Source organism: Gluconobacter kanchanaburiensis NBRC 103587 (assembly GCF_007988905.1).
GTDB classification, from domain to species: domain Bacteria; phylum Pseudomonadota; class Alphaproteobacteria; order Acetobacterales; family Acetobacteraceae; genus Gluconobacter; species Gluconobacter kanchanaburiensis.
Genome location: NZ_BJVA01000018.1, coordinates 1 through 16,313 on the forward strand (window position 1 = coordinate 1; position 16,313 = coordinate 16,313).

13 protein-coding genes are annotated in these 16,313 nt (G+C 60.9%); 7 read left to right on the forward strand and 6 right to left on the reverse strand.

Annotated elements, in window-relative coordinates; genetic code table 11:
- Window positions 1-22: 22 nt before the first annotated feature.
- Window positions 23-2,623 carry an ATP-dependent chaperone ClpB gene (gene clpB, locus GKA01_RS11705; RefSeq protein WP_146863258.1) on the reverse strand — a complete coding sequence of 867 codons (2,601 nt, stop codon included), beginning with the start codon at window positions 2,621-2,623 and terminating at the stop codon, window positions 23-25.
- Between the two features lie 89 nt (window positions 2,624-2,712).
- Window positions 2,713-3,792 carry an aldo/keto reductase gene (locus tag GKA01_RS11710; RefSeq protein WP_146863388.1) on the reverse strand — a complete coding sequence of 360 codons (1,080 nt, stop codon included), beginning with the start codon at window positions 3,790-3,792 and terminating at the stop codon, window positions 2,713-2,715.
- Window positions 3,793-3,989: 197 nt separating this feature from the next.
- On the opposite strand from GKA01_RS11710, the gene GKA01_RS11715 reads away from it, so the two are divergent.
- The gene (locus GKA01_RS11715; RefSeq protein WP_146863261.1) at window positions 3,990-6,197 is read left to right on the forward strand and encodes a S9 family peptidase; all 2,208 of its coding nucleotides are present in this window, start codon (window positions 3,990-3,992) and stop codon (window positions 6,195-6,197) included.
- Between the two features lie 82 nt (window positions 6,198-6,279).
- Here GKA01_RS11715 and grxB read toward each other — a convergent pair whose 3' ends face one another.
- On the reverse strand, window positions 6,280-6,933 hold the full coding sequence (gene grxB / locus GKA01_RS11720) for a glutaredoxin 2 (protein ID WP_146863264.1): 654 nt from the start codon (window positions 6,931-6,933) through the stop codon (window positions 6,280-6,282).
- A gap of 31 nt (window positions 6,934-6,964) precedes the next feature.
- Complete coding sequence (locus tag GKA01_RS11725; protein WP_146863267.1) at window positions 6,965-7,579, reverse strand: YqgE/AlgH family protein; 615 nt, start codon at window positions 7,577-7,579, stop codon at window positions 6,965-6,967.
- A 161-nt stretch (window positions 7,580-7,740) separates the two neighbouring features.
- Here GKA01_RS11725 and GKA01_RS11730 point away from each other — a divergent pair, with 161 nt between their 5' ends.
- The 3 genes from GKA01_RS11730 to GKA01_RS11740 are packed head-to-tail and all read left to right on the forward strand — an operon-like array spanning window position 7,741 to window position 10,488.
- A complete protein-coding gene (locus tag GKA01_RS11730; RefSeq protein WP_146863270.1) occupies window positions 7,741-8,496 on the forward strand; it encodes an SDR family NAD(P)-dependent oxidoreductase in 756 nt (251 codons plus the stop codon).
- On the forward strand, window positions 8,486-9,364 hold the full coding sequence (locus GKA01_RS11735) for a PPK2 family polyphosphate kinase (protein ID WP_146863273.1): 879 nt from the start codon (window positions 8,486-8,488) through the stop codon (window positions 9,362-9,364). Before GKA01_RS11730 ends, GKA01_RS11735 begins: the two co-directional genes overlap by 11 nt.
- An 11-nt stretch (window positions 9,365-9,375) precedes the next feature.
- Complete coding sequence (locus GKA01_RS11740) at window positions 9,376-10,488, forward strand: glycosyltransferase family 61 protein (protein WP_146863276.1); 1,113 nt, start codon at window positions 9,376-9,378, stop codon at window positions 10,486-10,488.
- Window positions 10,489-10,555: 67 nt separating this feature from the next.
- Here GKA01_RS11740 and GKA01_RS11745 read toward each other — a convergent pair whose 3' ends face one another.
- Both GKA01_RS11745 and GKA01_RS11750 read right to left on the reverse strand, forming a co-directional pair.
- Window positions 10,556-12,385: a DEAD/DEAH box helicase gene (locus tag GKA01_RS11745; protein WP_146863279.1), complete on the reverse strand. Its 1,830-nt coding sequence runs from the start codon at window positions 12,383-12,385 to the stop codon at window positions 10,556-10,558.
- A gap of 175 nt (window positions 12,386-12,560) precedes the next feature.
- The gene (locus GKA01_RS11750) at window positions 12,561-13,211 is read right to left on the reverse strand and encodes a class I SAM-dependent methyltransferase (RefSeq protein ID WP_194265890.1); all 651 of its coding nucleotides are present in this window, start codon (window positions 13,209-13,211) and stop codon (window positions 12,561-12,563) included.
- Between the two features lie 84 nt (window positions 13,212-13,295).
- On the opposite strand from GKA01_RS11750, the gene dapF reads away from it, so the two are divergent.
- The 3 genes from dapF to ftsY are packed head-to-tail and all read left to right on the forward strand — an operon-like array spanning window position 13,296 to window position 16,312.
- Window positions 13,296-14,072: a diaminopimelate epimerase gene (gene dapF / locus GKA01_RS11755; protein ID WP_146863282.1), complete on the forward strand. Its 777-nt coding sequence runs from the start codon at window positions 13,296-13,298 to the stop codon at window positions 14,070-14,072.
- A complete protein-coding gene (locus GKA01_RS11760; RefSeq protein ID WP_146863285.1) occupies window positions 14,069-15,292 on the forward strand; it encodes a MiaB/RimO family radical SAM methylthiotransferase in 1,224 nt (407 codons plus the stop codon). Before dapF ends, GKA01_RS11760 begins: the two co-directional genes overlap by 4 nt.
- Before the next feature lie 60 nt (window positions 15,293-15,352).
- On the forward strand, window positions 15,353-16,312 hold the full coding sequence (ftsY, locus tag GKA01_RS11765) for a signal recognition particle-docking protein FtsY (protein ID WP_146863288.1): 960 nt from the start codon (window positions 15,353-15,355) through the stop codon (window positions 16,310-16,312).
- Window position 16,313: the final 1 nt, after the last annotated feature.

Consider the following 16,313-nt stretch of genomic DNA (forward strand, 5'->3'; position numbering starts at 1 on the left):
TTCAGACCCGCTTTTATCGTGGTCAGGCCGCCGAAACGGGCTTCCCATCAATCGTGAGGGCATTATCAGTGGCCGAAACCTTTACGGCTTCACCATCGTGGATGCTTCCTTCAAGCAGCAGGCTGGCCAGCGGGTTCTGTAAACTGCGCTGGATCACACGCTTGAGCGGGCGGGCACCGTAGACAGGATCGTATCCTTCTGCCGCCAGCCACTCGGTTCCCTTATTGTCCAGCTCCAGATCGATTTTGCGATCTTCCAGCAACTTCTGGAGACGGCTGATCTGAATCTTAACGATCCGGTCCATGTCCTTCCGCTGCAAACGGGAGAACAGAATGATCTCGTCCAGACGGTTCAGGAATTCCGGTCGGAAGTGATTGCGAACCACCTGCATGACCTGCGGGCGGACCTCATCCACGGATTCACCATCCGGCAGATTGGCCAACACTTCAGAACCAAGATTGCTGGTCAGGACAATGATCGTGTTGCGGAAGTCCACCACACGTCCCTGCCCGTCCGTCAGACGTCCATCATCGAGAACCTGAAGTAGGATGTTGAAGATGTCCTCATGGGCCTTCTCCACCTCGTCAAACAGAATCACCTGATAGGGACGACGGCGAACAGCTTCAGTCAGCACACCGCCTTCATCGTAACCGACATAGCCCGGAGGCGCGCCGATCAGACGGGAGACTGCGTGCTTCTCCATGAACTCGCTCATGTCGATCCGCAGCAAGGCCTTCTCGTCATCGAACAGAAACTGCGCCAGAGCCTTGGTTAACTCGGTCTTGCCAACACCTGTGGGACCGAGGAACAGGAACGAACCGATCGGACGGTTGGGATCCTGAAGACCGGCACGCGCCCGGCGGACAGCGTTCGACACGGCCACAAGGGCCTGCTCCTGCCCGACGACGCGATCACGCAGCGTGTCTTCCATGCGGATCAGCTTGGCACGCTCACCTTCGAGCATCCGGTCCACCGGCACACCGGTCCAACGGGAAACAACTGCCGCCACCCCCTGATCCGTCACGGTATCAGCAAACAGACCACTCTTGGAGGCGGCGTCTTCTTCTTCCTGAGCCTTGCTAATCTGGGCCTCAAGGTTCGGAATCAGGCCGTACATCAGCTCCGACGCTTTGCCGAGATTGCCCTGACGCTGCGCAACTTCCACATCCGAACGTGCCGTATCGAGTTGTTCCTTCAGCTTCTGAATCGCATTCACACGATCCTTTTCGGCATGCCATTCGGCACCCATCGCATCTGACTGCTCTTCAAGATCGGCCAGTTCTGCCTCAAGCGCGACCAGACGGTCCTTCGATGCGTTATCGTCTTCCTTGCGAATGGCCTCCCGCTCGATCTTGAGCTGGATGATGCGGCGGTCGAGTTCGTCCAGCGCTTCGGGCTTGCTGTCGATCTGCATCCGCAGACGGCTGGCAGCCTCATCAATCAGATCGATCGCCTTATCCGGCAAGAAACGATCCGTGATGTAGCGATTGGAGAGGGTTGCAGCCGCAACGATGGCATTGTCCGTAATGCGGACGCCATGATGCAGCTCGTACTTCTCCTTGATGCCGCGCAGGATCGAGATCGTGTCAGCCACGGTGGGTTCACCCACAAAGACCGGCTGGAAACGACGGGCCAGAGCCGCGTCTTTCTCAATATATTTACGGTATTCGTCGAGCGTCGTCGCACCCACGCAATGCAGCGTGCCGCGTGCCAGTTCCGGCTTGATGAGGTTGGACGCATCCATCGCGCCATCGGACCGGCCGGCGCCGACAAGCGTGTGCATTTCGTCAATGAAGAGAATGATCTCGCCTTCAGCCGTCTCGATTTCCTTGAGAACAGCCTTCAGACGCTCCTCAAACTCACCACGATATTTCGCACCAGCAATCAGCGCGCCCATGTCGAGCGACATCAGCTTCTTGTTGCGCAGGGCCTCGGGCACGTCACCATTGACGATCCGCTGTGCGAGACCTTCAACAATGGCCGTCTTGCCCACACCCGGCTCACCGATCAGGACCGGATTGTTCTTGCTGCGACGCGCCAGGACCTGAATGGTCCGGCGGATTTCCTCGTCACGGCCGATGACAGGATCAAGTTTTCCAGCCTGCGCCACAGCAGTCACGTCACGGGCATATTTCTTCAGGGCGTCGAACGTGTTTTCCGCAGATGCGCTCGTAACGGTGCGCCCTTTGCGGATTTCCGCAACAGCACGCTCCAGAGCAGCCGCGCTGGCCTTACCGTCCACAAGCGCCTTCCCCGCGGGCGTTTTGCTGGCTGCAATCGCCACAAGCAGACGGTCCTGCGCCACATGGCTGTCGCCCGCAACTTTCGCAGCGGATTCCGCACCGTCCAGCAGGCGGGCAAGATCCGGCGTCATCTGGGGCTGACCGGCACCGGCACCCTGCACCTTTGGCAGTTTGGCAAGAGCGGCATCATTGGCGGTCTGGACAACCTTCGGATCGCCACCTGCCGCGCGGATCAGACCGGATGCGGCGCCCTGTTCATCATCCAGCAGGGCCTTGAGCAGATGTTCCGGCGTCAGCTGCTGATTGTAGTCCCGAAGCGCAATCGTCTGTGCAGCCTGAAGAAAACCCTGGCTACGTTCGGTGAAATTCTGAATGTCCATAGTCTAAAGTCCTCGTATGCCCCGTTGCGGCAGCATTGATGTTCTTGGCCGCCCCCGGAGGCAGCGGCCTGTGACTAATATTTAGGCAGTCATTTTTTCGTTTCAAGAGCCTCGCGATGACGTTTTGCCGGCCCCTGCAACACAAGATCCGCTTTGGAAAGACGGTCGAACGCATTCCGGTTCTGGTGCCAGTACGGATAGATCAGATCAGGCGCACTCACATCGTCAAGCCTACGGACCTGCTCCTGCGTCAGGCGAAGCGACGCGGCAGCGAGATTGTCCAGAAGCTGGCTCTCCTTGCGTGCGCCCAGAACCAGCGACGTGATCCCCGGCTTGTGCAGCGTCCAGGCCAAAGCCACACGGGCGGCGGAAACGCTGTGCTCTTCCGCAATCTGCACCAGAACCTCGACTGTATCGTAGAGCTTTTTCAGATCCCGGACTTCCGGCTCCGGCCAGCCGGAAATGCGGCGGGAATCTTCCGGGGCCGTTTTGCCGCGACGGTACTTCCCCGTCAGCAGACCACAGGCGAGCGGGCTCCAGACCTGAACGCCCAGCCCCTGATCCACGGCCAACGGCAGAAGTTCATATTCGGCATCCCGCGCTTCAAGGGAATAATAGAGCTGCTGGCTGACCAGGGCGATAAGACGATCCCGCTCGGCCGCGCCCAGCAGTTTCATGGCCTGCCAGCCTGCAAAATTGGAAATGCCCGCATACCGGATCTTGCCCTGATCGCGCAGAGTCTGGAGCGCTTCAAGCGTTTCCTCAACCGGCGTCAGGCCGTCCCATTCATGCAGATAATAGAGGTCGATATGATCGCGCCCCAGCCGGCGGAGACTGTCTTCGCACGCATTGAGAATATGATGGCGCGACAGACCCTGTTCGTTCGGACCTTTTCCGGTAGGGAAACGCACCTTGGAGGTCACGAGCAGTTCGCGGCTGCGTCCCTGAAGAACACGGCCCAGAATTTCCTCGGCCTCACCGCCGGAATAGGCATCCGCCGTATCGAACATGTTCACACCGTGCTCGACGCAGATATCCACCATTCGCGTGGCTTCGGCCACATCCACCTTGCCGGTGGCGGCAAAATTGCCCTGTCCGCCGAACGTGACCGAACCGAAATTGAGTGCTGAAATCTTGAGGCCCGAGCGACCAAGCTGACGATACTGCATATCCATCAGGCTCCTTCTTGCTAAGACGTACCGTGATACACAACACACGAGGCCGAGATCGGTCCCGCTAAAATCGCTCCCGCTCCCGAAAACGTGAGACAGTCCAGCCATCTCTTGCGGAAACCCTGTTCACAAATGGCGGGCCGGTCCATGATCGACGTCAAAATCCTGCCCGCCGTCATTCTTTCGGAGATGCAATGCCGTCACATCCCCTTCGTCGCGCCCTTCTGGCCTGCGCCCTCATCTCTCCAGTGCTGTCCGCCGGGATTGCCAATGCCTCCGATCCCGCGGCCTGCATGCTGGATCTCGCCAAGACCCGGAACGGGACGCTTGGCCTGCCGAACCATGCGGAAGTCACGCCGGACGGTCACTCCGTTCTGTTCCTGCGCTCGGGGCCGTTCGACACACATCTGCATCTTTACCGCTACGATCTGCCGGACCACGCAATTCATGAACTGGCCGCACCAGCATCGGGGCCAGAACACCTGTCGGTAGAGGAAAAAGCCCGGCGCGAACGCGCGCGCCAGAGCATGTCCGGCATCACCGATTACCAGATGAGCGAAGACGGCGGCACGGTTCTCGCCTCACAGGGGGGCCAGCTCGAACGGATCGCCACAGATGACGGCCGCGTCACACCGGTCGAGGGGCAATGGATCGCACCCCGCCTCTCGCCGGACGGCCTCAGCCTCGCCGCCGTACGGGATAATGACCTTTATAGTGTCGATCTGGTCAGCGGACGTGAAACGCGCCTGACAACCGGGGGCAGCGACACTCTGAGCCATGGCCTAGCCGAATTTGCCGCCGCCGAGGAACTGGAACGTGCGGATGGTGCCTGGTGGTCACCGGACAGCAAGACCATCCTGTTCGAGGAAGCCGATAACAGCGACGTCGAAAAGCATTACATCACCAACCCCGAGGCCCCACAGGCCGAGCCCGTTACGTTCCGCTATCCCCGCGCGGGCACGAACAACGCCAAAACCCGCTTCGGCCTTGTGGACGCCAAAGGCGGGCCGGTCCGCTGGATTTTCTGGGACCACGACGCATGGCCCTATCTCGGCCGTGTTGTCTGGCGGAAGAATGCCCCCCTCGCCATCGTCCTGCTCAACCGCGAACAGACGAAAGAGCAGCTTCTCACGATCGACCCCGCGACCGCCAACACCCATGTTCTCCTGGAACAGTCCGACCCGGCCTGGATTGAACTGGACCCGCGCGCGGCCTCCGGCGGCCACAACCTGCCCGTCTTCCTTGACAATAATGCGGGATTTCTCTGGGCCGCAGACCGCGGCAAAGACTGGCAGCTCGAACTCCATGCCCCGGACGGAAAGCTCGAACGCGTCCTGACGCCGCCCGGCCTGTCCTATATCGCCCTCAACGATTACGACGCCGAACACAACAGCCTTACGGTCACGCTCCGCGCCAACCGGCTGGACAACGAGGTCGTTCATATCGATCTGAAAACCGGGGCCGTCACACCATTCGTGACGGAACGCGGCATTCACAACATCCACGTCACGAATGGCACGCATATGGCCATGGTCGATACATTCGCCAGCGCCGCGGGCACGCGCCAGACTTTGGTGCGGGATACGGCAGGTCATGTCGTGGCGACACTTCCGGGTGTGGCGCAGACGCCGAAACTTCCGGTTCATGTCGAGTTCACGACCGCAGGGGCGCGTGACCTGGACGCAGCCATTATTCGGCCGGACCATTTCAGCGCCTCAAAACATTATCCGGTCGTGCTGTCCGTCTATGCCGGACCGGGCGTGAAGCTGGTGCGCGATACGCCAACAGCTTTTCTGGATGATCAGTGCCTCGCCAATCAGGGCTATATCGTCGTCACGCTCGACGGACGTGGAACGCCGGGGCGCGATCATGATTTCGAGCGGGCCATCAAGGGCAACCTGATCGACCTTCCACTTCAGGATCAGGTGGACGGACTTCAGGCGCTCGGCAAGCGCTACCATGAAATGGATCTCTCCCGCATCGGCGTGCATGGCTGGTCCTTCGGTGGCTATTTCACTGCCATGGCGACCATTCGCCGACCGGATGTGTTCAAGGTCGGCGTGGCTGGCGCACCGCCGGTTGATTTCGCGGATTACGACACGGCCTATACCGAGCGTTATCTCGGCCCCCCGCAGGACGACCCGGAAGGTTATCACAAGAGCAATGTCCTGACCTATGCCAACACACTGAAACAGCCGCTTCTGCTCATGCACGGCATCACAGACGACAACGTCTATTTCGAAAACACTATGAAGCTGACGCAGGCCCTGCTTCATGCCGGCAAACCCTATGACCTGCTCCTACTGCCGGGCACACACATGCTGCCCGACCCCGTCATCCGTGCTCGCGTGGCCCAGAGACGGGAGCAGTTCCTCCACGCGGTTCTTCAGCCCGGGAAATAATCGTCGTCCCGCAGACATAGAAAAGGCCGGATCATAAGATCCGGCCTTTTTCACAGAAAATCTTCAGCTCAGACCGCCCAGTTCAGACTGCTATGTCATCGAACAGTTCCACGCGGGACCGCTTCGACAGTGTCTGGCGGTAGGCTTCTACCTCCGGGGGATACACGACGCCGCGAATCAGCGACAGGCTGTGCAGATGTGCGAACAGGTGGATATCGTCCGTGGAGAGCGCTCCATTGACAGCGTCCGATGCACGGATCAGACCCGCCAGCTCCTTCAGCAACACGTTCAGTTCCGCCAGTTCAGGAGTCCCGTCCACCAGAAGAGCACTGAACGATCCGACGGAAGGCTCCTTGCGCTGAATGAACCCAGCGCGCGCGGATGTCGTGGCGAACTCCGGCAGAGGTGCCGAAGCAGCGCGGGGCAGGAACAGACGATAGAGCGGCTTGCCCGCCTTCTGCAGCCAATCCGCGATCTCGGAGCGTGTCTCTCCTGTCAGGACCGGGGCTCCTATCCCGTCGATATGGGTGACGATATCCATACTCTCGGGCATGAATGTTCCGTCTTCCTCAAGGATGGGCACGACCTTGCGGCCCACCATACGAACCGGCCCGTCCACATCATCATTGAGCAGGATGCGCTGCTCATAAGGAATGTTCTTCAGCCCGAAAATCATCCGCGCCTTGGTGCAGAACGGGCAGTGTTTATAGAGATAAAGACTGTAAGGTGCGCTCATGCTGCGGTCCTGTTGTGAGGGTGAGGACTGATCAGGCTTCCCCGACAGACGCCGAAAGAAGAAGAGGATCAATATCGATGGCCACCAGCGCCTGTCTCCATTTCCGGGCGTGATCTGTCCCAAAGACAATGTCGTCCGTTGCCGGGGCCACGAACCAGGAACTGTCACGCAGAATTTCCTGCTCAAGCTGCCCCGGCGACCAGGCCGCGTGGCCAAGCGCCATCATCGCCCGTTTCGGTCCCTGACCCGCAGCCAGCTCGCGCAGGATATCCAGACTGGCAGTCAGGCTCGTCTGGCCATCGACATCGAGACTGCCTTCCCCGGCCCAATCCGCCGAATGCAGGACGAAGCCCCGCGAATGCTCAACAGGGCCACCCATGCAGACACCGATCCGCCGTTCGGGCGGATTTGGTTCGATTCCAAGCTGGGCAAAAAGATCATCCAGACCCGGTTGGGACAAACGACGGTTGACGATCAGCCCCATCGCGCCATCCTGCAACGAATGAGCGCAGACATAGATGACCGTACGTTCGAAGAATGTCTCCGCCAGAGCCGGGGCGGCCACGAGAAGTTTTCCCGTCAGCCCGAGTTCGGCAGGAGAAGAGTCCGTCAGGTTGTCAGTGCGTCCGTCGAGTGTTTTCTTCATGCCTGCCAACATGGGTGCATCCCTTCCCGTATTGCAAGCGTTTGCCTTCAGGAGTGTTAATAACATCCAATGTCATTGAATCGGGTCCCCGGACCAGGTCATTGAACCGACTCCCCCCAAACCGCGCCTGCCGGGCGCGCGCTGTCTGTCTGGAGATTGCCATGCCTCTCACTGTTCTCGTTACTGGTGCCACTGCGGGTTTTGGGCACGCGATCGCAACACGCCTCGTCCGCGAAGGCCATCGCGTCATCGCGACCGGTCGCCGCAAGGATCGTCTGGAAGCTCTCAAAGATGAACTGGGCGAGAGCGTCCTGCCTTTCACGCTCGACATGACCGACCGTGACGCGCTGCGCAGCCTCCCTGCCGCACTGCCCGAAGAGTGGCAGGATGTCGACGTGCTCGTAAACAATGCGGGGCTGGCGCTGGGCATGGAGCCCGCACAGGATGCGGTGGCCGATCACTGGGAGACGATGATCGCCACGAACGTGTCCGGGGTCGTGGAACTGACGCGCGCCCTGCTGCCGGGCATGGTGGAGCGCAATACAGGTTACATCATCGCGCTGGGCAGCACGGCCGGGACGTATCCCTATACCGGCGGCAACGTCTATGGTGCGACGAAAGCTTTCGTTCATCAGTTCACCCAGAACCTGCGGACGGACCTGCTCGGCACACGGGTTCGCGTGACCAATATCGAACCCGGCCTGTGCGGCGGCAGCGAATTCAGCAATGTGCGTCTCGCCGACGACAGCAAGGCGGCCGCGGTCTACAAGGACACGACGCCTCTGACCCCCGCAGACATCGCCGAAACCGTCTCATGGCTTATCGGTTTGCCTTGGCACATGAACGTCAACTATCTGGAGATCATGCCGGTCTGCCAGGCATCCGGCGGCTTGGCGGTGAACCGTCATGTCGGCTGAAACCGGACTTCCCCCTCAGCTTCGCATCACAGACGGAAAAAATTTCCGCCTCTCCTCCATCGCCACGAACGACAAGCTCGGGCGGCAGAAGAATACGTCCCGCACCCGGATCCGCGACTGCGTAGACCGCATGTCGGTCCTCCAGCAACGGCTGGCGGCCTATGCGACGCATGGCATCCTCGTCGTACTTCAGGGCATGGACACTGCCGGAAAGGATGGCGCAATCCGCCACGCCTTTTCCGGCCTGAATCCGCAGGGCGTACATGTGACGTCCTTCAAGGCGCCGGTTGGCATCTCGACCCGTCATGACGATCTGTGGCGCATTCATCTTGCCGTTCCCTCACGCGGGGAAATCGGCATCTTCAACCGCAGCCATTATGAAGATGTTCTGGTGGAGCGTGTTCATCCGGATATGGTGCGGGCGCGCGGTCTCAATCCCGATCTGCCGGATTTCTGGGATCATCGTCTGGTGGACCTGCGGAATTTCGAAAGCTATCTGAACCGTCAGAACATCCTCGTCCTCAAGCTCTTTCTCCACATCTCGCCCGAAGAGCAGCGCCTGCGCCTTCTCAAGCGGCTGGACCATCCGGAAAAACGCTGGAAATTCAGTCCGTCCGACCTGAAAGAACGTGAATTCTGGCCGCATTACAGCGCGGCATACGAGGAAGCGATCCGCGCGACCGCCACCCCGGAAGCACCCTGGATCGTTATTCCGGCGGATCGCAAATGGCTGGCCCGGGTGCTGGTGGCCGAAGCCCTGCTTGAGACGCTCGAAAGCCTCCATCTGAAAGACCCGGAACAAAAACTGTCCGAACCTCTGAAGGAAGCCCAACAGGCCCTTCTCAAGGGAGAGGCGAAAACCGTCTGACCTTCATCATCATGCAGTTTCTCAACCGCCTCCGGCATATCCTGTCGTCGCCCGCCAATCCGATGCGCCTGACGGATATCGCCCGGGACGAGATAGTGCTTGAAACATGTCACGCACTCCCGGCACCTAATGTGCCGGAACTGCCTCATCCGGAACGCAACCCCTTCGTAAACTGGAGCAGTATGCCGGTCATGATCAGCCGGTATGCCCTGCGCGATATCGTGCTGGATCAGCCGCTGATGACGCTGCTTCACGCCGGGCGGGTGATCCCGGAGACGGCCTATGTTCAGGATCCCGAAGCCGTTCGCGCCCTGAAGCTCCGGCCTGAGGACCTGATCCGCTGCGCACCTTTCAAGGGCATCACGGCGGCCTGCGTCGATCACTGGGCCTCAAATTACTATCACTGGATCGCGCACACTGTCCCGACCCTGCATGCGTTATCGCTGCAAAAACTGCCGGTCCGCCTCGTCCTGCCAGAACATATGCACCCCTGGCAGTTCGAAACGCTTGAGCTCTTCGGCCTCACCTCGGAAGCCCATCTCCGCTTGCAACAGGGACGACAATACGCGTTCAGGGCGCTCGACTATGTAACCTTCGTCAATGGTAGCGCGGATTTTGCGGTCTCCGGGCTCTCCCGTGCCGCCTATGCCCACCTCCGCGCTGCTGTCGGCACCGAGGCTGGCAAGCCGCACCGACGTCTCTATATCGAACGCGGCCATTCAGCCAACAGACATGTCCCGAATGAAGAGGCGCTGGCAGAGGCGCTGGAAGCATTGGGCTTCGAACGCATCCGCCCCGAAACCCTTCCCCTCAAGGACCAGATCCGACTGTTCGGGGAAGCAGAAATGGTCATGGGGATGCTGGGCGCGGGGCTGGCCAATATCGCCTGGTGCCGACCAGGCACATTCGTTTACGAGCTTGTGCCTTCCCATCACGTCAATCCGTGCTTCACAGCCATGGCCGCACAGGGAGACCTGCGATACTGGGCCGATCTCTTCGAGACCGGTGCGACACGCGAAAACCATACGGACAATGCCGCCATTCCGCTTCCTGTCACGGAGATTCTCAACCGCGTCCGGGACCTTCTGGCGCGGCTTCCCCAAACTTTGAAAAATAGCCACTGAAAAAGCAAAACCCCGCCTGAGACAATCTCAGGCGGGGTTCGGCATCTGTCAGATCCGGAAAAGAGGATCAGGAACGGCGCTTGCGGCTGGAGCCGTCGCCCTTCGGACCATCCCCACGCGAACCGGCAGCAGGCTTCGGGCGGCCATAGCCTGAACCACCCCGGCCCTTGTAGCCGCCACCCGCGCCACCGCGCGGACCACCCTTGAAACCACCACCGGAACGGCCACCGCCACCAAAGCGCTTGCCTTCGCCGGGGTTACGGCCCCGCGGCCCCATGCCACCGGCAGGAGCTTCGGACGGCTCGATCGTCACTTCGTCCGCTTCCGCACCTGCGAGGCAGGACTTGAAACGCGCCACGCTTTCATCGGCGATCTGGAAATAGGTCTGTTCCTGATCGATGCGGATGCTGCCGATCTCGCGCTTCTGCACACCACCCAGACGGCAGATCAGCGGGATCAGCCATTTCGGGTCGGCGCGTTCGGTACGACCAACGGCCATCTTGAACCATTCGCCGGACATGGTGTGTTCTTCGCGCGGTGCACGCTCGCCACGCTCTCCACGTTCCGTGCGGCGCGGCGCCTCAACGGACATCGGGCGGATCTGCTCGACCTTCGGCAGACGCGCACGATACAGACCCACCAGTGCGGCAGCCAGCTTCGTGGCGTCGTATTTCTCGACGAGCTGGTTGACCAGTTCGTCGGACATGTCGTCCACGGCATTGCTCAGGATCGGATCGTCCATCAGGCGGGTCTTGTCCTGCTCGGCAATGGCATCAGCCGTCGGAACGGCTTCCCATTCCGCCTGAATCTTGGCCATCTGGAGCAGACGCTCGGCCCGGCGACGCTGATTCAGCGGAACCATCAACACGCTGGTGCCCTTGCGGCCTGCACGACCGGTTCGGCCCGAGCGATGCAGCAGAGTTTCAGCGGCTGTCGGGATGCTGGCATGGATGACCAGGCTCAGCGCCGGAACGTCAATGCCGCGAGCCGCAACGTCGGTCGCCACGCAGACGCGGGCCTGACCGGAACGCAGGCTCTCGATCGCACGGCTACGCTCGTTCTGCCCCATCTCGCCGGAAATGGCGACGGATGCGAAACCGCGTTCCAGCAGGGCAGCCTGCACCTGATTAACCATCATGCGGGTGTTGCAGAACACCATCGCCGTCGGGCTCTCGTAAAAACGAAGCACGTTGACGAGCGAACGCTCGATTTCCTGCGGCTGCGTGATGACGCAGCGATAGGTGATATCGGAATGCTGCTTGGCACCCGAGACCGTGTCGATGCGCTCGGCATTCTTCTGGTAGCGGCGTGCGAGCGAAGCGATCTCGCGGGCGATCGTTGCGGAGAACAGCAGGGTCCGACGCTCGGCCGGAGCTGCGTCGAGAAGCTGCTCCAGCTCTTCGCGGAAGCCCATGTCCAGCATCTCGTCAGCTTCGTCGAGCACGACGCAGCGCAGGGCGGACAGGTCAAGCGAGCCACGCGACAGGTGGTCGCACAGGCGGCCGGGGGTTCCGACCACGATATGGGCGCCACGGTTCAGCTCACGGGCTTCACTGCGGGCATCGGTGCCGCCAATGCAGCTCGCGATGCGGGCGCCGGTTTCGGCATAGAGCCATTTGAGTTCGGACTGGACCTGAAGCGCCAGCTCACGCGTCGGCGCAATCACGAGCGCCATGGGCTGAGGGGACGGCGGAAGGCGATCGGCGTCTCCGAGCAGGGTCGGAGCGATGGCCAGGCCGAAGGCGACGGTCTTGCCCGACCCCGTTTGCGCGGAAACCAGCAGGTCGCGCTCGTCCAGCCCCGGCTGCAGAACGGCTTCCTGAACAGGAGTCAGCTGTTCGTAGCCACGTGCCTCAAGGGCGCGCTTAAGGGCAGGATGGGTATCGGGAAAAGGCATATTTTATGAACACTCGGCAAACGTCACGCCGACGACAGGATGCGGCGGCTGGGATGCCGCTGCATAAAGACTTCCGGGCCGAAATGCCAGAAAGAACGTATCGCGCGGCTTTTTCTTCAGAATATGGCCTCCATACCACAGTGGGAAACGGTGGCCAGTGTTTGAGTTCCAGCCGTCAATTCCGAGGCTTGCGTCCAATCAGGGCATGAACGGTATCGCGCCAGGCTGTCAGGTCTTCAGGGGGAACGACTTCGCCGGTATCCAGTTCGGCCAGTCCGGCACGCGACATCAGGACACTGGTCAGCCTGACACGGTCGGCAGGTTCGAGTGCCTGCCAGATCGCCACAGCCTTCGCCGCATGAAACTGGTCGGAAAACGTCAGAATCAGCGGTGCACCTGGCTTTAACACGCGAACGACCTCGGTCAGGACGGCCAAAGGCTGCGTCAGATAGGCCAATCCGTCACACAGCGTCACCGCATCGAAACTCTCATCGTCGAACGGCAACGTCGTCACGTCGTTGAGGTCCTGAACGATGCGTTCCCCGAGCACCGGATTGGCGTCAAGAGCCACCTTCGAAACACCAAGCCCTACCACGCGCTCGAACTTCGCCTCTTCGGGATAGTGACTCAGAGTTCCGGCCATCAGATCAAGAACGGAGCCACCCACGGGCAGCGCCGTCTGATACAGCGCCGTGACCGCCGTCTGCGCACCCATATCCATCAACGAATCCGGAACGCGCTGCGCAAAGAAAATCGTATCGGGCTCGCTGTTGGCGCGCGTGAACGCCGCTGCGTGCAGTCCTTCAAGCTGTTCCGGGCCGCTCATGGTCACTCCTTGCTGGTCCAGCACGGACATGAGGGCATGTTCCTCGTGCGTCAACCCGCGCGATGCTTTATGAGATGCGCCATCATGAGCCTTTCCTTCACGAAAATGCACGGTCTGGGCAACGATTTCGTCGTCATCGATGCCCGCGACACCGATCCTGCCCTTAATGCCGAGACCATCCGCGGTCTGTGCGACAGACGCTTCGGAATCGGCTGCGACCAGCTCGTTCTCCTGAGTGCTCCGACACTGGAAGGCGCGGATGTGAGGGTCCGTTTTTTCAACCCTGACGGATCAGAAGCCGGAGCCTGCGGCAACGCCTCACGCTGCGTGGTCGCCTTCGTGGGAGGCACCCCGACGCTCCAGACGGCTGCCGGCCTCCTGCCTACCGCCCGGAATGACGCGCTCGTGACGGTCGATATGGGTCTACCCGGACTGGGGTGGCAGGATGTCCCCCTCGCCCGGCCCTGCGACACGCTGACCCTGCCCATGCATGAAGACGCTGCGGCCTGCTCAATGGGAAACCCGCACGCCACGCTGTTCGGCGATGCCGCCCGCGCGGAAACACTCGGGCCGGACCTAGAATGCGATCCACTCTTCCCAGAACGCGCGAATATCGGCTTTGCCCAGATTCTTTCGCCGACCCATATGCGCCTGCGTGTCTGGGAACGCGGGGCGGGTCTCACATTGGCCTGTGGATCCGGCGCCTGTGCGGCGGTCGTCAACGCCGTCCGACGCAGCCTGACAGAACGGACCTGCACCGTCACGATGGATGGCGGCGACCTGCAAATTACATGGAGGCAGGACGGTCACGTCCTGATGACCGGGCCGGCCGTTACGGTCTTTCACGGGACAACCACATGACGGCGTCTGTCCTGACATTCGGCTGCCGGCTCAACGCCCATGAGAGCGACGGCATGGCCCATCATGCGCGCGGGCAGAATAACACGATCATCGTCAATACCTGTGCCGTGACCACCACAGCCGAGCGACAGGCCCGGCAGGCCATCCGCCGTGCCCATCGCGAAAATCCGGATGCCAAAATCGTCGTGACCGGCTGCGCCTCCGACATCGCACCGGATCGCTGGGCCGAACTGCCGGGCGTCGTCCGTGTCGTGCCCAATGAAGACAAGCTCAAACCTGCCATCTGGGGCGATCGCGACGCAGGCCTGCCGCTGTCACGCCACGCCCGCGCCCTACTTCAGGTTCAGCAGGGCTGCGATCACCGCTGTACCTTCTGCATCATTCCCTATGGTCGTGGAGCCTCGCGCTCCACACCCGCCACAGAAGCCATCGCACGCGCTGAAGCGCTCGTCGAAGCCGGACATCAGGAAATCGTCCTGACCGGCGTCGACATTGCGTCCTGGAAGGGCCCGGAGAGCAGCAGCCAGAATGGCACCGGGCTTGGTTCGCTGTGCCGGGAGCTGCTGCGACAGGTTACGGGGATCCGGCGACTGCGCCTTTCATCGATCGATCCGGTCATCCTGGATGCAGAAAACGGCGATCAGGATCTGTGGTGGCTTCTGGAAAACGAGCCCCGCCTGATGCCTCATCTGCATCTGTCCCTTCAGGCGGGCTCGGACCTGATTCTCAAGCGCATGAAACGCCGCCATGACACAGCGGGCGTCGCCGCAACACTTCGCCGTGTCCGTTCCCTGCGCCCAGAAACCGGGTTCGGCGCCGACCTGATTGCAGGCTTCCCGACCGAGACAGAGGCTCTTTTCCACGAAACCCTGTCTTTCGTGCAGGAGCAGGAGATCCCCTTCCTACACGTCTTTCCTTACAGCGAACGCCCGGGTACCCCTGCCGCGAGAATGCCTTCCGTTCCCAATGCCACGCGTCAGGAACGCGCGGCGCGGTTGCGGAGCGCTGGTGACACTGTCAGGGACCGCTTTCTCCAGCGACTTGTCGGAACCGAATTCGAGATTCTCGCCGAAGCCCCTGACCGTGGCCATTCGCCGGAATTCGCCGCTGTTCGCCTGATCGACGACATATCCGTCTCGCCACCGGCCCGAGGAAGTTTTGTTCCCGTCCGCGCCACGGGACAGGAAAACGGCACAGTTCTGGCGGAAATACGCTCCTGAAACGCGTCCAATTTCTCTGATCCTCTTGACGTTCAGCCCCACCTGTCCGAACTCCCGTACATGGCTGGATTTTTCTCACGACTCAAACAGGGTCTCTCGCGGTCGAGTTCGCGTCTCGGCGCCGTCTTCACGCATCGCAAACTGGACGAAACGGCTCTCGAAGAGCTTGAGGACGAGCTGATTGCAGCCGATCTCGGGCCCGCAGTGGCCGAACGTGTCATCGAGAGCTTCCGGAGCACACGTTTCGGCAAGGACGTGACCAGCGAAGAAATCCGCGAAACCCTGGCAACGGAAATCGCCAGTGTTCTCGAACCCGTGGCCATCCCTTTCGAGCCCGATCCGGCGAAGAAACCTCACGTCGTGCTTGTTGTCGGCGTGAATGGGGTGGGAAAAACCACCACGATCGGGAAAATGGCAAGGCATTATACGGAAGAAGGCAAGTCCGTGATGCTTGTGGCCGGAGACACGTTCCGCGCCGCAGCAGTCGAACAGCTCGAAGTCTGGGGAAAACGCGCCAACGTACCGGTTATTGCCGGAAAACACGGTGCCGATGCCGCAGGCCTTGCCTATGATGGCCTCAAACGCGCCACGGAAGCCGGGACCGATCTGCTTCTGATCGATACTGCGGGACGCCTCCACAACAAGGGCGCCCTGATGGAGGAACTGGCGAAAATCATCCGCGTCATGCGGAAATTCGACGAAACGGCACCTCATTCCGTCCTGCTGGTTCTCGACGCCACGACCGGACAAAACGCCATAGAACAGGTCCGTGTCTTCCGCGAACTGGTGAACGTGACAGGACTGATCGTCACCAAGCTCGACGGTTCGGCACGCGGCGGGATCGTGGTCGCTCTGGCCGAACAGTTCAAACTTCCCGTACACATGGTCGGTGTCGGCGAACAGGCCGAAGACCTGCGGCCGTTCTCGGCCCAGGATTATGCCAAAGGCCTTGTCGGTGGCGCCAATGATCTGGCCTCGCGCCTGATGGACGCATCAACTGAGGATCAGACAGCGGAATAAA